Annotated in this window: 22 protein-coding genes; 2 read left to right on the top strand and 20 right to left on the bottom strand. The window is 53.8% G+C overall.

Annotated elements, in window-relative coordinates; all coding sequences use genetic code 11:
• Window positions 1–17: 17 nt before the first annotated feature.
• From cysC to EDM60_RS10450, 14 genes are all read right to left on the bottom strand, one after another.
• The gene (cysC, locus tag EDM60_RS10515) at window positions 18–647 is read right to left on the bottom strand and encodes an adenylyl-sulfate kinase (protein WP_122963939.1); all 630 of its coding nucleotides are present in this window, start codon (window positions 645–647) and stop codon (window positions 18–20) included.
• 47 nt (window positions 648–694) lie between these two features.
• Window positions 695–1837, bottom strand: coding sequence for a sulfate adenylyltransferase (gene sat, locus EDM60_RS10510; RefSeq protein ID WP_122963938.1), 1143 nt, complete (start codon window positions 1835–1837; stop codon window positions 695–697).
• A 44-nt stretch (window positions 1838–1881) separates the two neighbouring features.
• Entirely contained in the window at window positions 1882–2598 is a 717-nt protein-coding gene (locus EDM60_RS10505) for a phosphoadenylyl-sulfate reductase (protein ID WP_122963937.1), read from the bottom strand.
• Complete coding sequence (locus tag EDM60_RS10500; protein WP_122963936.1) at window positions 2595–3680, bottom strand: inorganic phosphate transporter; 1086 nt, start codon at window positions 3678–3680, stop codon at window positions 2595–2597. Before EDM60_RS10500 ends, EDM60_RS10505 begins: the two co-directional genes overlap by 4 nt.
• An 18-nt stretch (window positions 3681–3698) precedes the next feature.
• On the bottom strand, window positions 3699–5219 hold the full coding sequence (gene cobA / locus EDM60_RS10495; RefSeq protein WP_122963935.1) for a uroporphyrinogen-III C-methyltransferase: 1521 nt from the start codon (window positions 5217–5219) through the stop codon (window positions 3699–3701).
• A 64-nt stretch (window positions 5220–5283) separates the two neighbouring features.
• Window positions 5284–5523: a DUF3906 family protein gene (locus EDM60_RS10490; protein ID WP_063228036.1), complete on the bottom strand. Its 240-nt coding sequence runs from the start codon at window positions 5521–5523 to the stop codon at window positions 5284–5286.
• 44 nt (window positions 5524–5567) lie between these two features.
• Entirely contained in the window at window positions 5568–7184 is a 1617-nt protein-coding gene (locus EDM60_RS10485) for a nitrite/sulfite reductase (RefSeq protein WP_122963934.1), read from the bottom strand.
• Entirely contained in the window at window positions 7150–7962 is an 813-nt protein-coding gene (locus tag EDM60_RS10480; protein WP_122963933.1) for a sirohydrochlorin chelatase, read from the bottom strand. Before EDM60_RS10480 ends, EDM60_RS10485 begins: the two co-directional genes overlap by 35 nt.
• Window positions 7963–8146: 184 nt before the next feature.
• Complete coding sequence (locus EDM60_RS10475; protein WP_122963932.1) at window positions 8147–8917, bottom strand: potassium channel family protein; 771 nt, start codon at window positions 8915–8917, stop codon at window positions 8147–8149.
• Window positions 8918–8957: 40 nt separating this feature from the next.
• Entirely contained in the window at window positions 8958–9395 is a 438-nt protein-coding gene (locus tag EDM60_RS10470) for a DUF350 domain-containing protein (RefSeq protein ID WP_063228032.1), read from the bottom strand.
• A 21-nt stretch (window positions 9396–9416) separates the two neighbouring features.
• Entirely contained in the window at window positions 9417–10658 is a 1242-nt protein-coding gene (locus tag EDM60_RS10465; RefSeq protein ID WP_122963931.1) for a glutathionylspermidine synthase family protein, read from the bottom strand.
• Window positions 10658–10924, bottom strand: coding sequence for a hypothetical protein (locus EDM60_RS10460; RefSeq protein WP_122963930.1), 267 nt, complete (start codon window positions 10922–10924; stop codon window positions 10658–10660). Before EDM60_RS10460 ends, EDM60_RS10465 begins: the two co-directional genes overlap by 1 nt.
• Before the next feature lie 12 nt (window positions 10925–10936).
• On the bottom strand, window positions 10937–11386 hold the full coding sequence (locus tag EDM60_RS10455; protein WP_122963929.1) for a hypothetical protein: 450 nt from the start codon (window positions 11384–11386) through the stop codon (window positions 10937–10939).
• Between the two features lie 377 nt (window positions 11387–11763).
• Complete coding sequence (locus EDM60_RS10450) at window positions 11764–12564, bottom strand: inositol monophosphatase family protein (protein ID WP_122963928.1); 801 nt, start codon at window positions 12562–12564, stop codon at window positions 11764–11766.
• Between the two features lie 179 nt (window positions 12565–12743).
• Between EDM60_RS10450 and EDM60_RS10445 the strand changes: the two genes are divergently transcribed.
• Window positions 12744–13121: a hypothetical protein gene (locus EDM60_RS10445; protein ID WP_122963927.1), complete on the top strand. Its 378-nt coding sequence runs from the start codon at window positions 12744–12746 to the stop codon at window positions 13119–13121.
• A gap of 3 nt (window positions 13122–13124) precedes the next feature.
• Here EDM60_RS10445 and EDM60_RS10440 read toward each other — a convergent pair whose 3' ends face one another.
• Window positions 13125–13613 (bottom strand): PaaI family thioesterase, encoded by a 489-nt coding sequence (locus EDM60_RS10440; RefSeq protein ID WP_122963926.1) that lies wholly within the window; start codon window positions 13611–13613, stop codon window positions 13125–13127.
• Window positions 13614–13823: 210 nt separating this feature from the next.
• On the opposite strand from EDM60_RS10440, the gene ilvD reads away from it, so the two are divergent.
• Window positions 13824–15500: a dihydroxy-acid dehydratase gene (gene ilvD / locus EDM60_RS10435; RefSeq protein WP_122963925.1), complete on the top strand. Its 1677-nt coding sequence runs from the start codon at window positions 13824–13826 to the stop codon at window positions 15498–15500.
• An 83-nt stretch (window positions 15501–15583) separates the two neighbouring features.
• Here the strand turns inward: ilvD and EDM60_RS10430 are convergent, their stop codons facing one another.
• The 5 genes from EDM60_RS10430 to EDM60_RS10410 are packed head-to-tail and all read right to left on the bottom strand — an operon-like array spanning window position 15584 to window position 23175.
• On the bottom strand, window positions 15584–16651 hold the full coding sequence (locus EDM60_RS10430; RefSeq protein WP_122964070.1) for a glycosyl hydrolase family 18 protein: 1068 nt from the start codon (window positions 16649–16651) through the stop codon (window positions 15584–15586).
• Between the two features lie 34 nt (window positions 16652–16685).
• Window positions 16686–18449: a polysaccharide deacetylase family protein gene (locus tag EDM60_RS10425; RefSeq protein WP_122963924.1), complete on the bottom strand. Its 1764-nt coding sequence runs from the start codon at window positions 18447–18449 to the stop codon at window positions 16686–16688.
• 45 nt (window positions 18450–18494) lie between these two features.
• A complete protein-coding gene (locus EDM60_RS10420; RefSeq protein WP_122963923.1) occupies window positions 18495–20357 on the bottom strand; it encodes a glycosyltransferase in 1863 nt (620 codons plus the stop codon).
• A gap of 20 nt (window positions 20358–20377) precedes the next feature.
• Window positions 20378–21691 (bottom strand): nucleotide sugar dehydrogenase, encoded by a 1314-nt coding sequence (locus EDM60_RS10415; protein ID WP_122963922.1) that lies wholly within the window; start codon window positions 21689–21691, stop codon window positions 20378–20380.
• Window positions 21692–21717: 26 nt separating this feature from the next.
• The gene (locus EDM60_RS10410) at window positions 21718–23175 is read right to left on the bottom strand and encodes a polysaccharide deacetylase family protein (RefSeq protein WP_122963921.1); all 1458 of its coding nucleotides are present in this window, start codon (window positions 23173–23175) and stop codon (window positions 21718–21720) included.
• Window positions 23176–23236: the final 61 nt, after the last annotated feature.

Raw genomic sequence — 23236 nt, 5'->3', positions numbered from 1 at the left:
AAAAAAGCACGGCGCATTTACGCGTCGTGCTTTTTTTCGTAGGCGAGGATGCCCGCCTGCTCCAGATAGGCCAGGACCGCAGCAACCGACTCCTCAATCGACTGCTCGCTGCTGGCGACGACAAGCTCTGGCTGATCCGGCTCCTCGTAGGGCGCAGAAATTCCGGTGAACTGGCCGATCTCCCCGCGCCGCGCCTTTTGATATAGCCCTTTCACGTCTCGCCGTTCGCATTCTTCCAGCGGACATTGGACGTAGACTTCGATAAATTCCCCTGCCGCTACCAAACTGCGCGCCAGCTCGCGATCCGAGCGATACGGCGAAATAAACGCGGTCAGGACAATCACGCCTGCATCCACAAACAATTTGGCAACCTCGCCGATGCGGCGAATGTTCTCTTTTCGGTCCTCTTCCCCGAATCCCAGTCCCTTGTTCAAGCCGTGACGGATATTGTCGCCATCCAGCACATAGCTCGCCAAGCCGCGCTGATTCAGCTCGTGCTCGACCGCGTTGGCCAATGTCGACTTGCCCGCCCCGGACAAGCCCGTGAACCAGAGAACAGCGCTTTTATGTCCAGCGCGCTGCTGCCGCTGTTCTTTCGTCACCGTTGTCGGGTGCCACACAATATTCGCAGCACTGTCGTTCGCCATAGTCGTTCCCCTTTCTTCCCTTCCTTGCCAAAAAGCTGCTTGCCTGGTCATACGGAGATCGGCCGCAACCCCTCGATCAGCACTTGCGCCACTTCCGGACGGCTAAATTCCGCTGGCGGAGCTTCGCCGCGAGACAGCATTTCCCGCACCTTCGTTCCCGACAAGGCGACATGGTGTTCAGCGCTGTGCGGGCACGTCTTCGCAGATGCCATATTGCCGCATGTCTTGCAGTAGAAGCTGTTCTCGAAAAACAGAGGCGTGATGCCCAGTTCCTCAGGCTGGAACTGGCGGAAAATATGCTGGGCGTCATATGTACCGTAGTAGTTGCCGACACCCGCATGGTCCCTGCCTACGATAAAATGAGTGCAGCCGTAGTTTTTGCGCACCAGCGCGTGGAAAATGGCTTCGCGCGGCCCGGCGTAGCGCATCGCGGCAGGAAACACGGCCAGTTCGACCCGCTCAGCCGGGTAGTATTTGTCCAGGAGCACCCGATAGCTTTTCATCCGCACTTCGGCCGGAATATCATCGGATTTCGTCTCGCCCACGAGCGGATTGAGAAACAGGCCATCGACGGTTTCCAATGCCGATTTCTGGATGTACTCATGCGCCCGATGCACAGGGTTGCGCGTCTGGAAGCCGACGACCGTTTTCCAGCCTTTGGCGGCAAACGCCGCTCTCGTTTCCACCGGGTCGAAATGGTGAGCGGCAAACGCCCCTTTATCAGCTCGCCGCACCAACGTAATCGGCCCGCCGAGATACACATCAGGACGTTCCAGCAGCTTTTTCACGCCGGGATGGTTCTCGTCGTCCGTGCCGTATATGAGGCGCGCTTCCTGCCGCTTATCCGGGGAATAAATGTCGGAAATTTCCAACAGGCCGTACACCTCGCCCTGATAGACCAGGCGCACCGCGTCTCCTGCTTGCAGACTTCCTGCCACAGCTGCTGAAACGGGAAGCGTGATCGGAATGCTCCAGACCGATCCATCGGCCAGCCTCATGCGTTCCACGACAGATGTATAGTCGTGCCGATCCAAAAATCCGGCAATCGGACTGTATCCTCCGATCGCGATCAGCTCCAAATCTGACAGGGCAAAAGCATCCAGTTCGACCTCTGCTGTCGCACGGGACAGGTCCGCGGTCGGATCAAAACGGTTTACCAGTACGTTGCCATGCGGAATGCTACCACTCACTTTCAAGCCCTCCTCATCCATATCCGTTTTCTCTATCTTCACACTCACTTGGCGAGATGCAGCCCGCACTCTGTCTTGCCCAGATGCGACCAGCGACCAGCGCGTTCGTCTTCGCCCGCTCTGACCGGACGCGTGCATGGCGCGCAGCCGATGCTCGGATAGCTTTGGTCGTGCAAAGCATTGTACGGCAGCTCGAACACACGAATGTACTGCCACACCTCTTCTGCCTTCCAGTGAATCAGCGGGCAAATTTTCAGCGACTGAAACTTCTCGTCGCGATTGACAAACTGGACGTCTGCTCTTGTCGCAGACTGTTCGCGGCGCAGTCCTGACATCCAGGCCACAGTGCCCTTCAACACGCTTTCCATCGGCTGCACTTTGCGCAAGTGGCAACACAGATCCGGCTTCGCAATCCACAGTTCGTCGCCGTGCTCTGCTGCCTGCTGGGCAAGCGACAGCTGCGGCTCCTTGATCGTCAATTGCAGCGCAGGATAGCGGGCGCGCACTTTTTCAATCAGCTCATACGTCTGGGCAAAGTGCAGATGGGTATCCAAAAACGTGACGCGGGCGTCTTTTTTCACATCGCTGATCATGTCGATGAGCACCATGGCTTCTGCCCCGAAGCTGCATGAATAGATCAGATCATCGCCAAACGTCTCGTAGGCCCACTTGATGACATCGACGGTATCTCCCTTTGCCAGCGTTTTGTTGATCGCGGCAAGCTGCTCGGCTGTTGCCGTGTCGTAATGTAAACGGCTCATATGCCCCCTCCTTGATCGTTGATGGAACTGTTTTCCCTGCGAATCAGCCGGATCAGTCCTACGAAGCCCAATGTCGCTACGAATACGCTCACGAGCACGACGAGCGTGTACAAATCCGAGCGCAAAAAGAGATGGACAAACGCGAAGGAAACGACCAGCGAGGAAACAGGCGAGACAATCCAGACCATGAGAATTTGCTTGATAATCCCTTTTTGCCACAAAACAAAACCTCGCTCAGACGTCCCGACACCCAAAATCGCGCAAGTAGTCGCCTGCGTCAGAGGCACGGGAATCCCGAACAAAGACGCGACGATCACCAATGTCCCACCCGTTGCCGATACGGCACTCCCTTGTAAAAGCGACAGCGACGTAATTTTCTTGCCGTTCGTTTCCAGCACTTTTCCGCCCAGCAACAGGCACCCGGCAGCGACGGCCAAACCGCCGAGCCACACGCCGGAGTCGGTCGACATCAAGCCTGCTCCCACTAACGGGCCAACCGCATTCGCTACGTTGTTCATTCCGGCTGAAAACGCTTCGTATACCCCACACAAAACGAGCAAGATCGTCAGCCAGCGCTCTCCTTTGGAGCCTGGTTTTTGCAAGTCTGGCCAGCGCCGCTCCACACGGGAAATGACCCTCCCGGCGACGTAGGCTCCGATAAAAGCCGCGATTGGCACCACGATCCAAAAGAACAGAATGACGAGAATGTGCCCCACAAACAGCGACTGATAAGCAAGCCCTACCCCGACAATCGAGCCCACCGTCACTTCGCTGGTCGAGAGCGGAATCCCGAGCAGGTTGGCGCCGAAAAGCGTCAGTGTGGCGGAAGCAAGGATGATCACGACGACCTCGATGCTGAGCAAATTCGTCGGAATAATTCCTCCGCTAATCGTCTTGACGACCTCGCCGCCGCCAAGCACAGCTCCAAGCAGAGCCGCGATGGCGACGAGAATCATCGCAAGCAGCTTGCTTTTAACCGCTCCGCTGCCGTATGCTGCACCCATCGAAGCAGCAGTCCCGCTTGCGCCGATATTCATTGCAAAAAACAAAGCGATGGCGATGGCGACGTAACTCCAATCCACGAGCAGCCCTACCTCCTGTCATGCCAATCTGTTTTTCCAAAAAAGCAGGGGCGCCGGATTCGTTACACTGGCGATTTGCTCATGCGGATGGATTCCTTGGGCAAAGCTTTCCAGGCTATCGTCGATGACGATGCGCCACCCCATTTTTTTCGCCACCTGCTGTGTACGCTGGTTGGCGCAAAAGAGTGGCACATTCTCCCAGCCAGCCCCTGCAAAATCCGCCAAGGCAGGCAAAACCTCGCCGTCATCGGCTGCAAACCAGTCAAACGGCCGCTTTTTTATCCAGGAAACAATCGGATGCGTCTCCTCCCACTCCAGGACTCCCCCTGCTGTGAGATGGATGACATCTGCCGCCGGATGGGCAAGCGCTGCCACGCCTTTTGAGCGCAGATGCAAAACCCGCTGTTCCCCGTTCTTTTGCACAAGCTCCTCGATCAAAGCCGACGAAGCGAGCGACTCGGCAAAGACCCGCTCCGGATACAATCCTCTGTCCGCCAGAAACAGGGCTGTACGCTCCCCGCGCACGGCGAGCTTGCACGTCAGCTTTCGCAGGTCAAAGCGGCGCCTGCCAAGCTCCGCGAGAAACGCCCTCGCTTGCCGCTCGTCGTCGAGCAGCACCCAGCTGTATGCCGCCATGTCTTTTGGCACGCCCAAGCATTCCGCTGCCAGCAAGGGTCGCTCCGCAAGCGGCAGGGGGACCACTTCTGCCCCGAGCTGCTCCAGGCGGTTCGCCAGCAGTTGGCTGCCTGATCCTGTCCCGGTTGCCACGGCCACCCGCTGTCCGAACAGTGGCCGAGACTCGTACCAGTTCAATTGCTCGCGAAGCTGCACCACTTCGCCGACAATGATGATCGCAGGTGCCGCAAAACCTGCTTTGGCTACATCCTGATCGATCGTCGCAAGCCTGCCGACCAATGTTTGCTGCTCGCCAACCGTGCCCCATCTGACCAGGGCGACTGGGGTATTTCCCGCTTTTCCGCACGCAAGCAGTTGCTCTTGAATGTGCGGCAAATTTTTCACGCCCATGTAAATCACGAGCGTCTCCACTCGGGACAATGCCTGCCAATCCGCTTGCTTGTCGGCATTTTGCTCGCAGAGATGTCCGGTGACAAAAGCGACGGAGGAGCTGAACTGGCGATGGGTCAACGGAATGCCCGCATAGAGCGGCGCAGCCATGCCGGAGGTAATCCCCGGCACGATCTCATACGCCACGCCATGCTCCACGCACATTTGCGCCTCTTCGCCGACCCGGCCGAACATGCTCGGGTCCCCGCCTTTCAGGCGCACGACGTTATTCCCCTGTTTGGCTTCTCGTATCAGCAGGAGGTTGATCTCTTCCTGCGGCAGCGTATGGCTGTCTCTTTCCTTGCCGCAGTAAATGAGTCTGGCTTCCCTTTTGACATGGGAGAGGAGCAACGGACTAGCCAGACGGTCGTAGACGACGACATCCGCATTTTGCAGCGCCTCCATCCCGCGGATGGTAAGCAGTTTCGGATCGCCGGGGCCTGCCCCTACAAAGACGACTCTGCCAGCATTCATTGTTGATCACTCCTCCTTGACGCCTTCCTAGCATGAAAAGCAAAGCTGCCTGTTTCACATCCGGTTAGCTGAACCGGGATGTCTCCACGACGTAGCCGACTCCCTGACGGCCGAGCGGCTTTTTCTCGACCAGGCTCAGCTCCTTGACCTTCGGCGGGACAATCGTGTGCCGAAGCAGGTTGTTTTCCGCAGTGGAAAAGGCACGCTCATCCGATTTCGCAATCACGACCACGGTCAGCAACTGGCCTTCTTCCAGCACAGCCTCCAATTTGTACAAATAGCTCTCGGCTTGTTCCTCTGCCATGGCACTCCCTCATTTCCTCAGATTGCGTTTTTCGCTCGGCTTGGTTATGCGGTTTGCAAAATGCTGTCGACTTGCTCCTGAATCCGGGCAAGCCCGACCCGTTCGACGTAGCGCCAGTATTCCTCGCCCTCCAGCCGCTCTTCCTTGTAAAGCGCGATCAGCTGCGCCAGGAAAGCCCCCAGCCTGTCTACGGTGACGCGCGCGTTCAGCTTGCGGTTGAATTGCGGCTCTTCCAGCGTTCCGCCTACGTGGACATCAAAAGCTTCGACCATCCCGGCTGGCGTCTTCACCAGCGCGCCTTGCAGACCGATGTCGGCAATCTGGCGTTGTCCGCACGAGTTCGGGCAGCCGATCATGTGGATGCGCAGCGGTGTGTCGAGCGAAACCGCATCATCCAAATATTGCGCCAGCCCGCGCATTCTTTCTTTTGTCTCGACGATAGCCAGATTGCAATACTCGATGCCTGTGCAGGAGACGGCATATCCGACAAACGTATTCGGCTTTAGTTTGAAACGGTTGACAATCAGCGGTTCTTGGCGGAACGCCGCCACTTTTTCTTTCGCAATATTGCGGATCAGGATATTTTGCGTGTTGCAGGCTCCGATCGTGCCATCCCCGTATTCGTCTGCCAGACGAGCCAGTTCGATCAGCTCCTCCGCGTTCATGCGCCCGACGGGGACAGACAGCCCTGCGTAGTACAATCCTGGCTGGCGCTGCTCGTGCAGACCGTAGAAGTAACCGCCGTTCCAGCCTTTCGTCAAATCCTCTCCGCCAGCTTCCAGCTCGCCTACCAGTTGGACAAGCTCTTCCTTGAACTTCTCCGGTCCCCAGTCCGCCACCAAAAATTTCAGGCGGGCATGCGTGCGCTTTTGCCGATAGCCGAAGTCGCGGAACAGCGTCGTGACGCCTGCCGCCACTTTGACGACTTCTTCCGGACGGACGAAAATATCGAGCTTTTTCGCCAAATACGGCTTTGCCGACAAGCCTCCGCCCACCCAGACGTGAAAGCCGATGACTTCTTCGCCAGCGATGACTTTTTTTGCCGGAGTAAAGGCGAGATCGTTGATTTGCGCATGGGCAGCGTTGTAAATGTTCGCAGATACGGACATTTTGTATTTGCGCGGCAGGTTGGAGAAGTCGCGGTTAAGCAGGAAAAACTGCTCCAGCTCGGCTACGATCGGGCGCGTATCCAGCACTTCATGCGGATCGATTCCTGCGAGCGGATTGCCCATGATCTGCCGCGGACAGTCTCCGCAAGCTTCGAAGGACGACATGCCAGCGGCACCGAGCCGATCAAAAATGTCTGCGAGCGACTCTACGGTCAGCCAGTGAAACTGGACAGCCTGGCGCGTCGTTACGTCGACCAGATCGCGGCCGTAATCCTGGGCGATTTTGGCAAGCACTCTCGCTTGCTCGCTGCTCATGATCCCGCCAGGTATGCGCACACGCATCATGAAGTGGCCGTCTTTCGGGCGTTGCTGATAGACACCGGCCCACTTGAAGCGGTCCATATCAGAAGATTCGATCGATTCGAAGCCTTCTTTGGAATAAGTGTTGACGATTGTCTCGATGACATCCAGTCCGTCCTTTTCCAGCTTGGTAAATTCCATTTTGTTCAGGGACGGATCATCTGCCCACTTCCACTGTTTTCTCTCTGCCATGCTCATACACGCTCCTTTGCGTAAAAAGGTCTGTTACAAGTGCCATGCGAATCGATTGGGCAATCCAATCAGCAATCAGCGGATGGGGCAAATACGCGCTGCCGTTATACCGATACGACAACTCTGCCAGCCGTGCCGGAATCGCCTTGCGGGTGAAATACCCTTGACTGACAAACAGAGGGAGCACGATGACCTCCCCTTTTTCCGAGAGCGCCACGACTTGTTCCCGCAGCGTGTCTGGCCGAAGCGTCGCATATCCGGCTGCAGCAAAGGCATAGCGGTTTTGCAGGCGAAACGTCATGCGGCGCAGCAGCTTTTCCCACCGCTCCTGGCATCCCGGCCAGTCGCTGCCGTGACCGACGAGCAACAACGCTTCCTTGCGAGGATCTTTTGCCAGCTCCATGGCGCGCTGTCCGACGATCTGCTCCACCAGCGAATGATCTTCCAACGGCGGACACCATAAAATCCTCGCCCGAACAGGAATGCGCACCTGCTCCGTCTCCCAGGTGGGCCAAGGCGTAAGCCCCAGCATCGCCCGTATCTCTGTCACATGATTGCTGCCCGCCGAGGCAAACAGAGGAACCACGACAATCCGCTTCGCTCCGGATGCCTCCAGACGCTTCCACTCGTCGCTGATGCTGCGCCCTTCTACTCCCCCCAGATAGGCGACCCGGGTCGGCAGCTCGCTCTGGCACTGCCTGACTGCTGATTCAACCAGATTCAGCCAGTCGGGATCGGGAGAACCGTGAGCGATTACCAAAGCCGCAGTTTTTGCCATCGGATATACCCCTCATCCAAACTTATTTAGTAAATCATATGTGTTTACTCGGAATTATAAATGGGTTGCTTTTCCGCGTCAACAATCAATTCGTATTTCTTCGGTATAATCTTCACGAAAATAGCTTCTTTTCTGTATTTTCCCCCGAAAAGTCATGAAAAAAAGCTGCCGGCGCACCGACAGCTCACTCTTCTTCGTGTTTCTTTCTCGTTCGACGATACAATAAGTCCAGACTTTCTTTTAACGTCTCGTACTCTTCTTCCCGCAAGCTCTCGATTTGCTGGATGTAGGAAATCGTCTGCTTCCGGATTTCTTCTGTCAGTCGGTCGGTTTCGGAGTCGCTTTTGGCATCGTGCGTCTCCGTCCAATGGGTCGCAAAGTTGGCTGTCAGCGCACCGATCATGCCAATCCCTGTCACCATCAAAATCGTCGCCATGATCCGCCCGCCTGACGTCACAGGGGAAATATCCCCGTACCCTACCGTCGTCGTCGTCACGATCGACCACCAAAGCGCATCGGTGAAGCTCTTGATATTTTCGTTCACGCCGTATTCCAGCAAATAAATCGCTGTCGAGCTCCAGAGCATGATAATCGTAACGACCCCGAGAACTTGCCGCATAGGGCCGGAGCGGATGACGCCAAGCAAAAACGGAGAAGCCCGCACAATGCGCACCAAACGCAGGACACGCATGAACCGGGCCAAATACAAATACTGGTCCAAGGGAATCATCGCCACCAGATCGAACCAGTTGGAGATGACAAACTGCCGCTTGTTTTTTGCCTTCCACAAGCGAACCATATATTCTGCGATGAGCATGACGATAAGCCCGTTGTCGACCCAATGCATCAATTCGTCTGTCAGCAGCGGGTGGTTCGAGAAATCAGCAAAAAGCAAAATTGCATACGTAATTACTAGCATGATGACGAATATCTCATACATGACGCGCCAAAACACGAAGGACTCCTCCCGAGGACCGATCCCGCTTTTCTATATCTTAGTAGCTGATGAGAGCCGCCATCAGCAAGCCTGCCGCAATGCTCAGCCGGGAGGCGAAAATGCCGACAGAAACGTTGCCGTTCGGGATTTCCGACACCACTTTGAACGGCGTGATCCACTCGAACAAATAAAAAATAACGACTTGAAACACCATGCCAACCAATCCCCACACGACCAGATCCAACAGGTTGACGGAGTGATAGACAGCGGATGCAAGCACGATCGCCAGACCGATAATTTTTCCGCCCAAATCGTGTGCCGCTGCTTTCGCCGCCGCCATTTTTTTCGGGTCGTCTGTCTGTGCCCCGTCTTTGATCAACGCAAATTCCTTATACGGAGTCGTAAACGTAAAAACGAAAATGCCGACTGCCAATATCGGAATAGTCACGGCCAAATAGGCCAAAAAATTGAGTATGTAACTCCATTGTGTAATCATGCCGCACTCCTCTCCTTTTCGTTACCCTTTCATGCCGACCGGCAAGTAATAGGACAAGTTGTTGGTGATCGGGCCGCCGACACGGGCCACGACCGCAGACGCTTCTCCGCCAATCCAGAAGGAGCCCCACAACAGCCTGCCTTGATACGGGCCTGACAGCGTCTGTACCGTAATCTCGGGCAATTCCACCCGCTTTTGATAAATCATCGGCTGCTCCCAGTAAAATTCCTCCTGATCTTTTTCGACCAGTGTCCCATCGGCTGCAAACAGCGCGACACCGCCACCCTCTCTGCCGAAAATCGGCTTGGTGACATAGTCATTCGCTCCTGCAAACCGATTTTCGAAGTACGTTGGAAGCATGTACGTCTCGATGATCGCGTGTTCTTCTTCCTGGAAAAATTCGCCTGCCTCGTGCAAGTTCCAGATCAGCGCCTGGAGCGCTTTCGTCTGGATCAAAAACGCAGACGGCGGATTGATAATCGCCAGTTTTTTCGCAGCGATCAGGGAAAGCACGTGCTCCCCTGTGGGATAGCCGTCTTCGTCCCGCTCTTCGGCCAGCTTTTCCAAGGCGTGCAGCCGATACAGCACATCGACGGGAAGCAAGCTGCCCTCTGCTTCGACGTACAGTCCGTCTTCCCAGACGCGAAGCTTTTCCAGCGGCGCAAATCGGGCGTCGATTCCCGACTTTTCCATCAGATACAAGGTCGTTCCCTTGTCTTCCTCGTGCCAGTCCAGCGAGCTGAACCAGACGTGCTCAACCGGATAGCCCTTGTCGCTGTAAGCTTGCATCAGCCTGGCAAAAGCGCGTTGCAGCTGCGCGTCCATCCCGGCATTCGGGTTTTTCACCCCGAAGTAGCGACACGCGTGTTCGTTGACGTGAAAAGCTTCCACAATCCCTGTCGGGGTATCGCTGTTGCATTCCAGCATCTTCAGCCCTTCGCTCGTGCTGGCGAAGTCAAAGCGGCCGATCGCTGTAGGCAAATCTTGCAGGACAGCGGTTCGCACGGTTTGCAACGCTTGCGCCGGAACGCCCAACTCAAGCAGAAGCGCATCGTCCGCGCGTTGCAAGACAGGCGTCACTTTCGTAAAAATGCTGCCGAGCTTTGCCGTTGCTGTCGCAAGCTCCTCCCGAAACGATTCGGAGATGAGGTGGATATCCGCCAGCGCGTACTCTTCCCCGTACATCCAATCCCACAGGAAAATTCCTTCCTCGCGCAAAGGGCCGTACAGCGCTTCTCTTCGGTTCTTGTTATCCACTTCCATCACCCCGAGCTGGACACGCCCGAGCTGCCGATTCCACCTTTGGAGCTGCTGGGGCTAATGCCGCTGGATACTCCTGACGACTTGCTTTTGGACGAACTGCCGCCGTAGTAGCCGGACGATCCGCGCGAACTGCTCCCGCCGTCGTCGCAATATCCGTCATTGTCATCGTCGTAGCAATCGTCATCATAATCAGACGAGCATCCGCTGATAGCCAGCGTTGCCGCCACAAACAGACCGACCACCTTTGCCGATTTTGTCAGTGCCATGCTTTTTCCCTCCTACCCTGCCGGCTGTGCGTAGTAAATGTACACCTGACGATCCTCATCCACCTCAGCCGAGGTTTTTTCCCATTCGCGGCCATTCAAATACAAATAGTCGCTTTGCAAATGCAGGAGAGCATCGTCGTCATCTTTGAACGAAAACGTGTGCACGAGCGGGTAGAGACGTGTGTTCTCCCTGTATTCGCGCATCTCGATCTGGATGCTCCCCCAGCGCACGGACGGTCTTTCGGCATAGTCCACCGCCGTCTCCTCGGACGAGTGGCGGACGTAGATCACATATGTCCCGCCCTCGATGGCGCAAGAAGTCTTCTCGTAGACGACATGCCCCTTCACCAAATAGTCGCAGGCAAAGCGCAGCGACACCTCGTCCTTGTCGATGCGATCGTAATAAAACAGGACAGGGTACCCGTTCGCCTCGTCCAGCAGACGATATTCCAGTCTAGCCATGCTGTCACCCCATTTCTCAGTAAAATGATGCCCTTTTCAAGATAGCACCAATTTATACGCATCGCGGAACAAATGGTTGCCGAAAAAACACGAAATTCGGCTAAAAAGGGAAAAGCTGGTGCAAGAGTCCTGCCTCCTGCCCCAGCCTTGGCCATTTTTGTGAAGGCTCTTTTCGCAAATTTTGTTGCTATTGCTGTTGTGGAAACGTGTGTTCTATAATGAAAATCAGGAAGTCTATAGGATTTCCATTTACCGTGAATGCACGCTTCGCTTGGTACTATAAATATCAAGCAACTCACGGCTTTTCTAAAAGCAACAATTTCTTAGAAAAGAGCGTTTGTGAAAATGGTCGCGCTGTTTGTATGTGGCTTCCAAGCCTACCGCTGCACATTCGCCACGTGCTGCTCCACTGTCATCGCGCGGATCGTATCGTGCAGCTGACCGTTTGTCGCTACGAGCGAACGCGTCTGATCCTGGAAAAACGGCTCGTGTCGGTAAGGCTCACCTTGCCAATCGGTTATGGTAGCGCCCGCTTCACTCGCGATCACGATTCCGGCAGCCACGTCCATGATCCCCGAACGCTGCATGACGATGTAGTCGAGCCAGCCATTGGCGAGCAGGCACCAATCGAGTGCCGGAGCCACGTTGCGCAACAGACGCTTCGTCTGGAGCATGAACGGCTCTGTAACAGCAAGCTCCTCCTGCCTGGTCACGGTTTCGCGTCCGCGAATGTACGTCCCTGCTGCCCGCGTCAAGTCTGTCCGGTTGTTGATCGAGATGCGTTTGCCGTTCAGGAACGCTCCTTGCCCTTTTTCCGCCCAGAACATTTGACCTGCTACCGGATTGTACACGACGCCAAGGGCGAGTTCGCCTTTGTGCTGCAAGGCAATCGATATACTAAAATACGGATGGCCGATAAAATAATTGTTCGTGCCGTCCAGCGGATCGACAATCCACAAATACTCCTCGTCGCGGCTGACCATCCCGATCTCTTCGGAAAAAATCGTATGCGTCGGGAAGTGACGGTGCAGCACTTCAATGATGCGCTGCTCGCTGCCTTTGTCCTCCGGCAGTTTCACATCGTTATGCAGCTCCTCGTCAGGGGTGAGCTGCTCCAGAAAACGCTCCTTCAAAAAGGCTCCTGCCACACTTGCTGCTTCCTTGGCAATTTCCAGCATCGGCTTTTCGCTCCTTCATTGGGTCGTTTGTCCATTGTTTTCCCTTGCATTCCTCATGCGCACATCACTATGATAGAATGACACCCATCGCGAAAAAGACAAAAGACGCAGCGCAGGCGAGCGGGCGCAAAGCCAGGCTTTGGCGCATACAGCCCGACGCTTTTTAGGAGGGGAAAAACATGAACAGCGACTTCATTCGTCTGAAAAATATGGAGGGTGAGCTGAAATTCACCCAGATGAACAATAGCTACGGCTTTACGGTCACGACAAAAGAACTCGTGTTTTTCAAGCCGCACCTGACCTACCACCTGTTTTTGCACGATATCGTCAGCATGGTGCCGCATACGCTCGATACGGCGCCGATGTCGTTTCGGCTGAACAGAGAAACCGTCCACACGACCTTTGGCTCCCAATACTACAAAATCGGCGTCAAATGGGCGCGGATCGTCTCTCGTTCCGGCATCGTGGAGAAAGAAAACATGGAATTTATCGTGCCCCTCTCCGGCAAGATGCTGACCTATATTTCACAATACAGCGGACTTGTTGTGATCCGGTGAAGTTCAGGTAAAAAATTTTCGATTTAAAACGATAAACGAACCCGTGCCGTGCGCGATCCGATGGTTACGCTCGTCGTAAACGCTGCCTTCCATAACGACCAGCGTCTGTCCCCGATGCAAAAATGTCGCTTCAGCGCGCAGCCGTTCCCCTATTCCCGGACGCAAGTAGTTGAGCTTCAACTCGGTCGTGACCGCGTACTGCTCCGGGGGCAGGGAACGGTTGATCAACGAGCCCATGGCCGAGTCGATCAGCGTGGCGAGAATCCCTCCATGTACCGCGCCTCCCGAATTGTGCATGAACACCGTGAGCGGCAGTTCGAAGCGATACGACTGCTTCTTTTCGTCGATAAACTCTCCCTTCAAGCCGAGAAAGCCTGAAAGATAGGCACTTTTGCGCTCGCGCTTTTGCCGGATAGCCTGCATCGCCAACTCCAGTATTTTGCGCTCCTCATCGCTGCCTTCCTCGCAAATACTTTTCAATTCCTCTATCATTTTGTTCACTCCAACAAAATTAAAATTCGTTCTCTTATTGTAGCTGATAAAGCTTGTTTTCGCCATGCTGCAAGCGGCATGGCAAGCTGCCTGCAAGCGTCAGACTGAGCAAATGTTCAGACTTTTACGGTTGTTTCTACTAATAAAAATTGATAAGATAGTGCAAAACATAAGACAGGTCATTTTCAAGCAGGAAGGGAGAGCTATACATTGGCTAGACAACGCAGTGACATGATTAAAAAAGGTTTCGACCGCGCACCGCACCGCAGCTTGCTCCGGGCGGCAGGCGTAAAAGACGAGGATTTCGACAAACCGTTTATCGCCATCTGCAACTCTTACATTGATATTATCCCAGGCCATGTGCACTTGCAGGAGTTTGGCAAGCTGGTCAAAGAAGCTGTTCGCGCCGCAGGCATGGTTCCATTTGAGTTTAATACCATCGGGGTTGATGACGGGATCGCCATGGGCCATATCGGGATGCGCTATTCCCTCCCAAGCCGCGAGATCATCGCAGACAGCCTGGAAACGGTCGTAGCCGCGCACTGGTTCGACGGCATGATTTGCATCCCGAACTGTGACAAGATCACTCCGGGAATGATCATGGGCGCTCTGCGCGTCAACATTCCGACTGTCTTCGTGACAGGCGGACCGATGAAAGCAGGCAAGACAAGCGACGGCCGCTCCATCTCGCTTTCCTCCGTATTCGAAGGAGTCGGGGCGTACCAGGCAGGTCTGATCGACAACAAGCAGCTGGAAGAGCTGGAGCAATACGGATGTCCGACTTGCGGTTCCTGTTCCGGTATGTTTACCGCCAACTCGATGAACTGTCTGCTCGAAGCGATCGGTCTGGCGCTGCCAGGCAACGGCACCGTCCTCGCCGTCTCTCCGGAGCGCCGCGAACTGGTACAAGCCTCCGCAGAAAAACTGAAAAATTTGATCGAGCGTGATATCAAACCGCGCGATATCGTTACCCTCGAAGCGATCGACGACGCCTTCGCGCTCGATATGGCGATGGGCGGCTCGACGAATACCGTTTTGCACACATTGGCGATCGCTCAGGAAGCAGGCATCGAGTATCCAATCGAGCGCATCAACGAAGTGGCGAAGCGCATTCCGCACATTTGCAAACTGGCGCCATCGTCCGACTACCACATCGAGGATTGCCACGAAGCAGGCGGCGTCTCCGCTGTTCTCAAGGAAATTGCGCGAAAAGAAGGCGCGATCCATCCGAACCGCATCACCGTGACAGGCAAAACGCTCGCGGAAAACATCGCGGAAGCGGAAATCAAAAACGACCAGGTGATCCGCCGTCTGGAGAACCCGTACAGTGCCTCCGGCGGTCTGGCCGTCCTGTTCGGCAACCTCGCCGAGCAAGGCTCGATCATCAAAACGGGCGGTGTCGATCCTTCTATTAAAAAGCACGAAGGACCAGCGATCTGCTTCGACTCCCAGGAAGAAGCGCTGGCGGGCATCGCGGCAGGCAAAATCAAGTCCGGTCACGTCGTCATCATCCGTTACGAGGGACCAAAAGGCGGTCCGGGCATGCCAGAAATGCTGGCTCCTACTTCGCAAATCGTCGGGATGGGACTCGGCAAGGAAGTGGCTCTCGTCACAGACGGCCGTTTCTCCGGCGCTTCCCGCGGCATCAGCATCGGGCACGTCTCCCCGGAAGCGGCTGAAGGCGGCCTTATCGCGTTCGTCCAAGACGGCGACATCATCTCGATCGATCTCGAAGAGCGCACGATTCACCTGAACGTTGACGAGGCTGAACTGGCCCGCCGTCGCGAAGGCTGGAAAGAATTTGAGCCGAAAGTGAAAACAGGCTACCTGGCACGCTACTCCAAGATGGTAACGAATGCGAGCATGGGCGGCATCCTGAAAATCTAGTATGCGCACGACCTAATAGAAAAGAGAAAAGCCCCCTTCCCTCTGGCCTAGAAGTAATGGCCGCAAAGGAAGGGGGCTTCTTCTTATTCATTCATGAACGAAACACTTGCCGGACTCAAATCACCCAGGCGCCACAAAGCGAGCTTGTGGTAGCCTTCACTGGCAATGACTTGCGACCAGGTTTGCAATGTCGTCTCGTCGGCATACCAAACCGTGTGCTTCTGTTTTTGCTCGTCTACGTACTGGAAATAAAGGCTGCCACTCGCCTCGTCACGCTGCGGTTGCGCCATATTGACTTTCGCCAAATACACGGCTTGCTGCTCCGTTACCTGGACCGCCTTGCCCGAAGCTGTCCAGTCAAACCCGCCAGACGCAATAGCAATTACCTTTTCTCCCGGCACGGCCTTCATGCGGGTTGCCAGTTCTTTGATGAACGCCCGGTCCGCTTTCGGTCCTGGCCCGGTCGAGGTTCCGTACAGGTTGTACGCCATCATCACATAGACGGGGCCTTTGGGCAGCGCGAGTGTTTCAATCGGCGTCCGCGGCTCCAGCACCACCCGGAGGGTCTTTTCTTTTGCCTGAAGGCGCTTATGCAGTTCCTGGATAAACAGCAGCATGTTCTGCCAGTCTTTGTCCGCAACCCGTTCGTAGTCGATCTCCACCCCATGGAACTGGTACGTCGTTACCGCCTCCATGATCTGGTCGATGTGCTTCGTCCGGCTTTGCGGCGTCGCCATCAGCCGCGTTACGATCGCCGGGTCCTTTTGGCTGTCCGTGCCATTCTTGCGCTTCTGATCGTTCACGATCGTCAAATCCACATGGACGAGACTGCTTTTTCGCGAGATTTCCTGGACTTTGGGCAACCCCTCTTTGAACATATCGGTAAACAGCAGTTGATCCGCTTCGTCAAAATAGGCGGCAAACATCTGCACACTGGTCAAACCGTTCGTCATGCCTTGCAAATCCGCGGAGCCGTCCATCCATTGCCAGTCCGTGACCCAGGCTGTCTTCTCCATCGGCTGTTCTGCCGCCTCCACACTTTTCCACGAATCGGAAGTGCTTCCCAAGATATCGCAGCCCCCGAGTAACGTCCCAATAGCACTGAGGCATACTGCGAGAACAATCGTCTGTTTTTTGAACCGCTTCTTCATCGTCACCTGACCTGGTTCCCCTTTTCCTTCTATGTTAGAACGTTTCGATGACCCAGTCGATGGCAGCATGGAACGCTTTCTCCGATACGTGCACCACTTCATCCCAGCCCGAATACGAATTTTTGAACAGGATAGCATCGCTCGCCTCGCCATTGGTCGGAACAAACACGCTCATGTCCGTAAAAATCGCATCGTAAATGTCATCTTTTTTGTTTTGCTTGCTGTACTGGGCTTCCAGTGCCAAGCCGCCTTTCTCCATGGTAGCATCTATTTGCTGTTTGTCTATCAGCACCTGTTTGTCCACAGCCACAGATAACTGATTGTCCCGGAGAGTGATGTCAAGCAGCCTAGATTGTTGAATATTGATCGGGTATCCCTCGTCTTCCTTGGGAGCACCCGCTTCCGTCTGGGCCTTGCTGTAGACGGTCGCCTTGTCGTACGCCAAATCTTCCGGCTTCCATTGTACCTCGCCGAGCTTGGTCTTGGACAGCTCTTTTACAGCGCTGCCGGGCTTTTTCTCTTCGAGCTTGAGTTCATTGTTTTCCAAAGTCAGGCGAATGAACGCGTTTTTCTTGCGGTCATAGCGCAAATAAATCGCTTGCTTGCCGACGACGTTGCCTTCGAGCTTTGCTGTAAAGCCCACATCTTTGTAGTTTTCGCTGTCGCGCAAATAAATCTGGCCGTTCTCGCTCGGCGGGGAAGTCAAAATCAGTCGGTTGTCCTTAAATTCCTCCGCCCCGCTCATGCGCTCCCATTGCTTCGCCTGGTTCTCGTCTCCCAGCACGAATTTCATCTTTTGCTGCGTATCCTTCTGAATTTTCATCAGCAAATGATTGGTCGACCAATAAGGGGCAGGCTGCACGCGAGTCAAGTTGTACAAGCTCTCGTCACGCGAATTGTACACGTTGCCTTCCCGGTTGAAATGCATCGCGAACAGCTTGCGGATGTTCGCATCATTGACATCGGAAACGAGCCGGTTCATCCCTTGATAGAGCGTATTGGCGTGCATGATCATGTACACGCGCGGGACAGACCCGAGCTGCTCGGTGTAAATATCTTTCATCAACTGATAGTCGTGGGTAATCCGTTCTTCCATCTGCGTCCGATTTTCCACCGGAATCATGTCCTGATCGCGGATGAAGTCCATCAAAAAATGGTTGTAATACTCCACGTGGTTTTTCGTAGGCAGCTGGTTTTCGTCTCTCACGCCGATAAACGTGCCGTCCCGGTCAAAAATATTGATGTAGGTCAGCCGATAACCGTTTGTGCCCATTTCCCAGAAGCCTTTTTCCTGCATGCGCAGCAAATCTTTGGGCTGGAGAAACTTGTTGTCGCTGTTGCCCATCTTGTTGGCGTACGTCAGCGCAGTTGCCTTGTAGTTGTACTTTTCCAGAAGCGGCTGAGCAAACAAATGAGAGTCGTTTCGCCCATCTTCAAAAGCGAGAAACAAAGCTTTGTCTGGCAGCGGCTTGTTTTTTTGGTAAAAATCCAGAACATCTTGTTGCGAAATCGTCACGTAGCCTTGCTTGCGGAGCGCCTTCAGATGTTCATCCAGCAGCTCTTTGGCAATCAGCTTCGGTGTGCCGTTGCGCCCGACGCCAAAGTAGGAAAGGGCAATGAATCCTTTTTGATTTTGCCACTGTGTCGTATCTGCCTGCACGTATTGTTTCGTATCGAAAACGGCTTGATAGACAATCATGCCGACAAGCAGCAAAATCGCAAATTGCCAGACAGTGCGAATCTTTTTTCGGCGATCCTTCTTTTTGTAATCCAGGGCGGCACTACGCTTTCCTCTCATCTCATCCCCCCCTTGCTCTCGAAATCTCCCACGCAGCAACTGTGTTTAAAACGGCAAGCTGAATCCTTTTTTGCCTTTTTGCTTTCGGGCTTCTTTTTTCAATTTCGCCTCAATGTCTTGCGGTGTCTCCCGTGTGCCCCAGGTCGATTTCCAGAACGTCACCCAGGCGACAGGCATTTGCCAAAGCAAGACAAATTCGTAGAACACGCAAAAAACAAACCCGAACACCCACAGCTTGCTCCTGCGGAACAGCAAATGAGCCAGACTCATCAGCATCGCCATCAGCAAAAGCCCCATCAAAAACGTTCCGGGGAACACGTGATGGACGAGCGGAACGTATCCGAGGTTGTACAACACGATGACAGGTGCTGCAATCGGAACAATCAGGCCAATGTAAAAGAACAGCGCCATGAACGGCTCTTTTTTCCAGATGAACATGCTGGCCCGCAGCGATTCACGCAGCCACGAACGCTTCCAGCGCATTTGCTGCTTCAAGAACACGCTCATCTTCGACGGCACAATCGTCGAACAGATGGCCGAATCCTGGTAAGAGGTTCGATGTGTCTGCAAAATGTAGTTGGTCATGCTTCGGTCGTCGCCAAAAGTCGCAGGCTGACCGAGAAACTTCTGACTCAGCCAGGCATCGGAATGCTTGGTGATCAAATCTTTGCGATAGCACGACAGCGGCCCGGACAAGCACGTCACGCTGTCAAACCAGGCTTCTGCCGCTTTCATGATGCGAAAAGCGATATAATACCGAACCGTTTGCAGCTTCGTAATCGAGTTCGTGTATTTGTTCTCCACGTCTGTCCGCCCGGCTACGCCGCCCATTTTCGGGTCCTGAAAAGGCTGAACCAGATGGCGGATCGCGGTCGGCTCCAGGAAGCTGTCCGAGTCCACAAACACGACCAGATCGTGCTTCGCCATCTCCACGCCTTTGACGAGAGCGACGCGCTTCCCGCCATTTTCGGGCAGGACATGCATGCGCACCCTTTCTCTCGTCATGAAGCGGTCGGCCTCGTTATGGATCATCTCGATGACCTTCTCGATCTGCTCCACCGAGCGGTCCGTCGAGCGATCATCGACCACGATTACTTCCAGTTTGTCGATCGGATAGTTTTGATTGACACAACTCAAAATCGTGCGATGAATCCATTCCTCTTCGTTAAAGCACGGGATGATGATCGAGACTCCCGGCGTAAAGTCCGGATTGATCGGCACATCCCGGTACAGGGCGCCAAAAAAGTAGCGGGTCAGCAAAAAGGCCGCCGCGATCAAGCTGTACATGTACAAAAGAATGTTGTACTGGAAGTAAATCACGCTCTCCGCGCGCATGAGCATGATGAAAATCGTCGAGAACAACAGCATGGCGCTGGAGCCGTAAATGGCGTAGCCCCATCGTTTTCTTTGCAGATATTCTGTCAGCGGCTTGGCAAATTCAAACGCCACCATCAGCTTCTCCTGCTCATCCTCGGTCTTCGTAAAGTTTCGGACGACCTTCGCCTCTAACTTGACGGATGATTCAAATCCTTCCGGCATCGTGCCTGGAGGAATATCGCAATGAATCGAAACCGTTTTTCCCACAAACAGCCGCTCTTGGGCAGCTGGCCCAAATTCGCACAAAAGACCTGTTGTGGAAATATCGACTGCGCGCCCCTTGAACGCGCTTTTTTTCTGTTTCTTGCGCGTGTAGACCACGACATCAAAATTGGCCATGTAACGCAGGCTCAGCATCCGCAACCTGTCCAGGTAAGCTGGATCATCCTGAGCCACATCCGCAGCCTGTCCTCTTCGATCTGCCTGTGTCCGAATATTTTCTGGGTCTGGAACATTGGAGAGGAGTCGCCGATCCGCTCGAGAAACCGTCAGCACTTCATCTGTATTTTTCTTTTTCTTTTTGAATATCACTGTCGCTTCTCCACTCCCTCTTACAAGCTCCAGTAATGGTAACCCTTATTCACAAAATCGGCTTTTTGATAAACTCCTTTGATATCGAAAATCATTTTTGTCTGACCGCTTCCGTACATGGCATCGAAGTCGTCCACGCTCATGCTGGCAAAAAAGGCGTGCGGAACCGCTACGATCACCACGTCCAATTCTTTCAGCGCATCCGGGTGGGAAAGCTCGATCCGGTATTCCTCGTACGCCAGTCTGGGATCAGCCAGCGGATCGACGACAAGCGGCACAATCCCGTACTCGTGAAGCTCGGAAACAATGTCCACTACTTTCGAGTTGCGAATATCCGGGCAGTTTTCCTTGTAGGCCAAGCCCATGATGCCGATTTTCACGTTTTTGACGTCCAGCTTCATCCGTACAACCGACTTGATGATTTGTTCCGCGATGTATTTGCCCATCCCGTCATTGATGTGGCGACCCGCCAAAATGATTTTGGAATGGTACCCGCTGTCTTCTGCCTTGTAGGTCAAGTAATACGGATCGATGCCGATACAGTGCCCTCCTACCAGACCGGGTGTGAACGGCAAAAAGTTCCACTTCGTCCGGGCAGCCTGCAGCACAGCCTTCGTATCGATGCCCATCTGATGAAACAGCATCGCAAGCTCATTCATGAACGCAATATTGATGTCGCGCTGGGCATTTTCAATGACCTTGGCTGCTTCGGCGACCTTGATGCTCTCCGCCCGATACACGCCCGCCTCCACAACCAGCCCGTACACCCGTGCCACCGTATCCAATGTTTGTTCGTCCATGCCTGATACAATCTTCACGATCGATTCAAAACGGTGCACGTCATCGCCCGGATTGATGCGCTCCGGCGAATAGCCGACTGTGAAATCCTCTCCACAACGCATGTTCGATTCGCTTTCCAGTATCGGGATGCATATTTCCTCGGTCACTCCCGGATACACGGTCGATTCGAAGACGACAACCGATCCTTTCGGCATGTGTTTCGCTACCGTCCGCGTCGCCGCCTGTACGTAGTGCAGATCAGGCACATTGCCGCTCTTGATCGGCGTGGGCACGGCGACGATGAAAAACCGCGCTTCCGACAGTCTTGTTTCATCTGACGTAAAGTCAATCGTACTGGCTCGCAGCCGCTCCTCGTCCATGCTTCCATCCGGGCATAGCCCGTTTTGGTAATTATCCACTTTTGCACGATTGACATCAAAACCGATTACAGACACTTTTTCTGCCAACGCAACTGCTACTGGTAACCCTACATATCCGAGTCCGACGACAGCAATTTTTTCCTGGCGCTCTACAATTGCGTCAAACAGATCCATGATGTTTCTTCCTCTCTCATTGTCGATTACGAACCAAACATTTCTGACATTTTCACAAACGTATAGCCTTTCTCTTGCAGCTTCTCAATGATGGTTGGCAACGCGTCTACGGTTTTTATGTCATCGAGCATGTGCAGCAGGATCACACTGCCATTTTTTGTTTTCTCGATGACGATGTTTGCAATTTCGTCCGCCGTCTTTGTTTTCATGTAATCGGAAGGATCTACATCAAAGTTCGTAATGGTATGGTAACCAGTCGCTGAAATAGCTTTTAATGTATTGTCATTAATGGCTCCGGTCGGTGGTCGGAAGTACATGGTCGGCTTTTGCTGAATCGCGCCTGTAATGATCTGATGCGCTTTGACGATTTCTTCCTGCATCTGAGCCACTGTGATTTTGGTCAAAACGGGATGAGAGTACGTGTGGTTCGCCACATCGTGTCCTGCTTCATATATCGCTCTGGCGAGGTTCGGATTTTTTGCCACCCCGTCGGCCCGCAAGAAGAACGAAGCTTTAATCTGGTACTTGTCCAATGTGTCCAAAATTTTTGTGACAGTAGCATCGCTTCCCCAGTCGTCAAAAGACAGGGCGATCTGCGGCTTGTCTGACTCGTCTCTTTGTACATATCGATAAGTAACATTTTGAACATCCAAATTGATTTTCGCAGCGTCATAGCCTTCAATTTGCTCAGCTGGCTTTCTCTCTTGGCTGCCTGCAATCAAGTCTTTCAAAGGAACAAAGCGATATCCGGCATCGTTTGCTGCCCGCGCCAAAAGAGCAACATTCTCGGCGAGTTGCTTGCTCTCAACGGTGTCCATGGTTATGATCCCGCCACGATTGATGTATTTTCTGACGTAGCGCATTTTTTGTTCTTCTGTCTCTTTTTCCCAGTTATGCAAAAACAGGCTGGTGGAGATAACAGCTTCATGGCCTGCGCCCGCTGCGGCCAACAAAATGTCATCGGTATAGGTCGCCGATTTTGTTCGCACGTAACGTGTTTTAATCCCTGCCTTCTTCTCAATGACATCTTTGGCCAGCTTGATCTCGGAGCTGATCTTGTCATAGGGAAGCTTGCTCAGATCGAGCAGATTCAGTGTATTGTTCTCGACCTCATGACCGCGCGCAGCGATTTCTTTTGCCAGATTCGGCTCCTCGGCTACACGCATGCCAGGCAAAAAGAAAGTCGCCTTGATCTGCTGCTTGTCCAGTGCATCGAGCAGCTGTTTCATCTTCTTGCTGTCAGCCATCCCGTTAAAGGTAAGAGCCAGTTCTCGCTTGGTCGTATAGACGAAAGGAATGCCCTTGCTTTTTTCTCCTGTATAGCGAATGATCTTTTGAGTCGTTTTGGTTTTTTGCGCAGCGTAGCCAAATGGCTGGCCCCGATCGTGCAGCGGAGCGCATCCTGCTAACACGGCAATCGCAAGCATCGCCATGGCTATGGAAAACAAGAATGATTTTTGGTTTCTTCCTATCTTTTTGGGCATGTCTTTTCTCCTTTTCTCCCGATATACGCAAAGAAAATTCCTCGACTACAGTCCTTCATAC

Origin of the sequence: Brevibacillus parabrevis (assembly GCF_003710905.1) — a bacterium.
Lineage (GTDB): Bacteria > Bacillota > Bacilli > Brevibacillales > Brevibacillaceae > Brevibacillus > Brevibacillus parabrevis.
The sequence above is the reverse complement of the archived record's forward strand: the minus strand, read 5'-3'. Positions and strand labels throughout refer to the sequence as shown.

What these genes read in the sequence shown, in the direction of transcription:
- EDM60_RS10470 (WP_063228032.1), bottom strand. Translation starts at nt 9,395, where the DNA reads ATGATTACACAATGGAGTTACATACTCAATTTTTTGGCCTATTTGGCC.
- EDM60_RS10415 (WP_122963922.1), bottom strand. Translation starts at nt 21,691, where the DNA reads ATGGATCTGTTTGACGCAATTGTAGAGCGCCAGGAAAAAATTGCTGTC.
- EDM60_RS10480 (WP_122963933.1), bottom strand. Translation starts at nt 7,962, where the DNA reads ATGGCAAAAACTGCGGCTTTGGTAATCGCTCACGGTTCTCCCGATCCC.
- EDM60_RS10440 (WP_122963926.1), bottom strand. Translation starts at nt 13,613, where the DNA reads ATGATAGAGGAATTGAAAAGTATTTGCGAGGAAGGCAGCGATGAGGAG.
- EDM60_RS10425 (WP_122963924.1), bottom strand. Translation starts at nt 18,449, where the DNA reads ATGAGAGGAAAGCGTAGTGCCGCCCTGGATTACAAAAAGAAGGATCGC.
- cysC (WP_122963939.1), bottom strand. Translation starts at nt 647, where the DNA reads ATGGCGAACGACAGTGCTGCGAATATTGTGTGGCACCCGACAACGGTG.
- EDM60_RS10460 (WP_122963930.1), bottom strand. Translation starts at nt 10,924, where the DNA reads ATGGCACTGACAAAATCGGCAAAGGTGGTCGGTCTGTTTGTGGCGGCA.
- EDM60_RS10455 (WP_122963929.1), bottom strand. Translation starts at nt 11,386, where the DNA reads ATGGCTAGACTGGAATATCGTCTGCTGGACGAGGCGAACGGGTACCCT.
- EDM60_RS10450 (WP_122963928.1), bottom strand. Translation starts at nt 12,564, where the DNA reads ATGCTGGAAATTGCCAAGGAAGCAGCAAGTGTGGCAGGAGCCTTTTTG.
- cobA (WP_122963935.1), bottom strand. Translation starts at nt 5,219, where the DNA reads ATGAATGCTGGCAGAGTCGTCTTTGTAGGGGCAGGCCCCGGCGATCCG.
- EDM60_RS10430 (WP_122964070.1), bottom strand. Translation starts at nt 16,651, where the DNA reads ATGAAGAAGCGGTTCAAAAAACAGACGATTGTTCTCGCAGTATGCCTC.
- EDM60_RS10505 (WP_122963937.1), bottom strand. Translation starts at nt 2,598, where the DNA reads ATGAGCCGTTTACATTACGACACGGCAACAGCCGAGCAGCTTGCCGCG.
- EDM60_RS10485 (WP_122963934.1), bottom strand. Translation starts at nt 7,184, where the DNA reads ATGGCAGAGAGAAAACAGTGGAAGTGGGCAGATGATCCGTCCCTGAAC.
- EDM60_RS10465 (WP_122963931.1), bottom strand. Translation starts at nt 10,658, where the DNA reads ATGGAAGTGGATAACAAGAACCGAAGAGAAGCGCTGTACGGCCCTTTG.
- EDM60_RS10410 (WP_122963921.1), bottom strand. Translation starts at nt 23,175, where the DNA reads ATGCCCAAAAAGATAGGAAGAAACCAAAAATCATTCTTGTTTTCCATA.
- EDM60_RS10445 (WP_122963927.1), top strand. Translation starts at nt 12,744, where the DNA reads ATGAACAGCGACTTCATTCGTCTGAAAAATATGGAGGGTGAGCTGAAA.
- EDM60_RS10490 (WP_063228036.1), bottom strand. Translation starts at nt 5,523, where the DNA reads ATGGCAGAGGAACAAGCCGAGAGCTATTTGTACAAATTGGAGGCTGTG.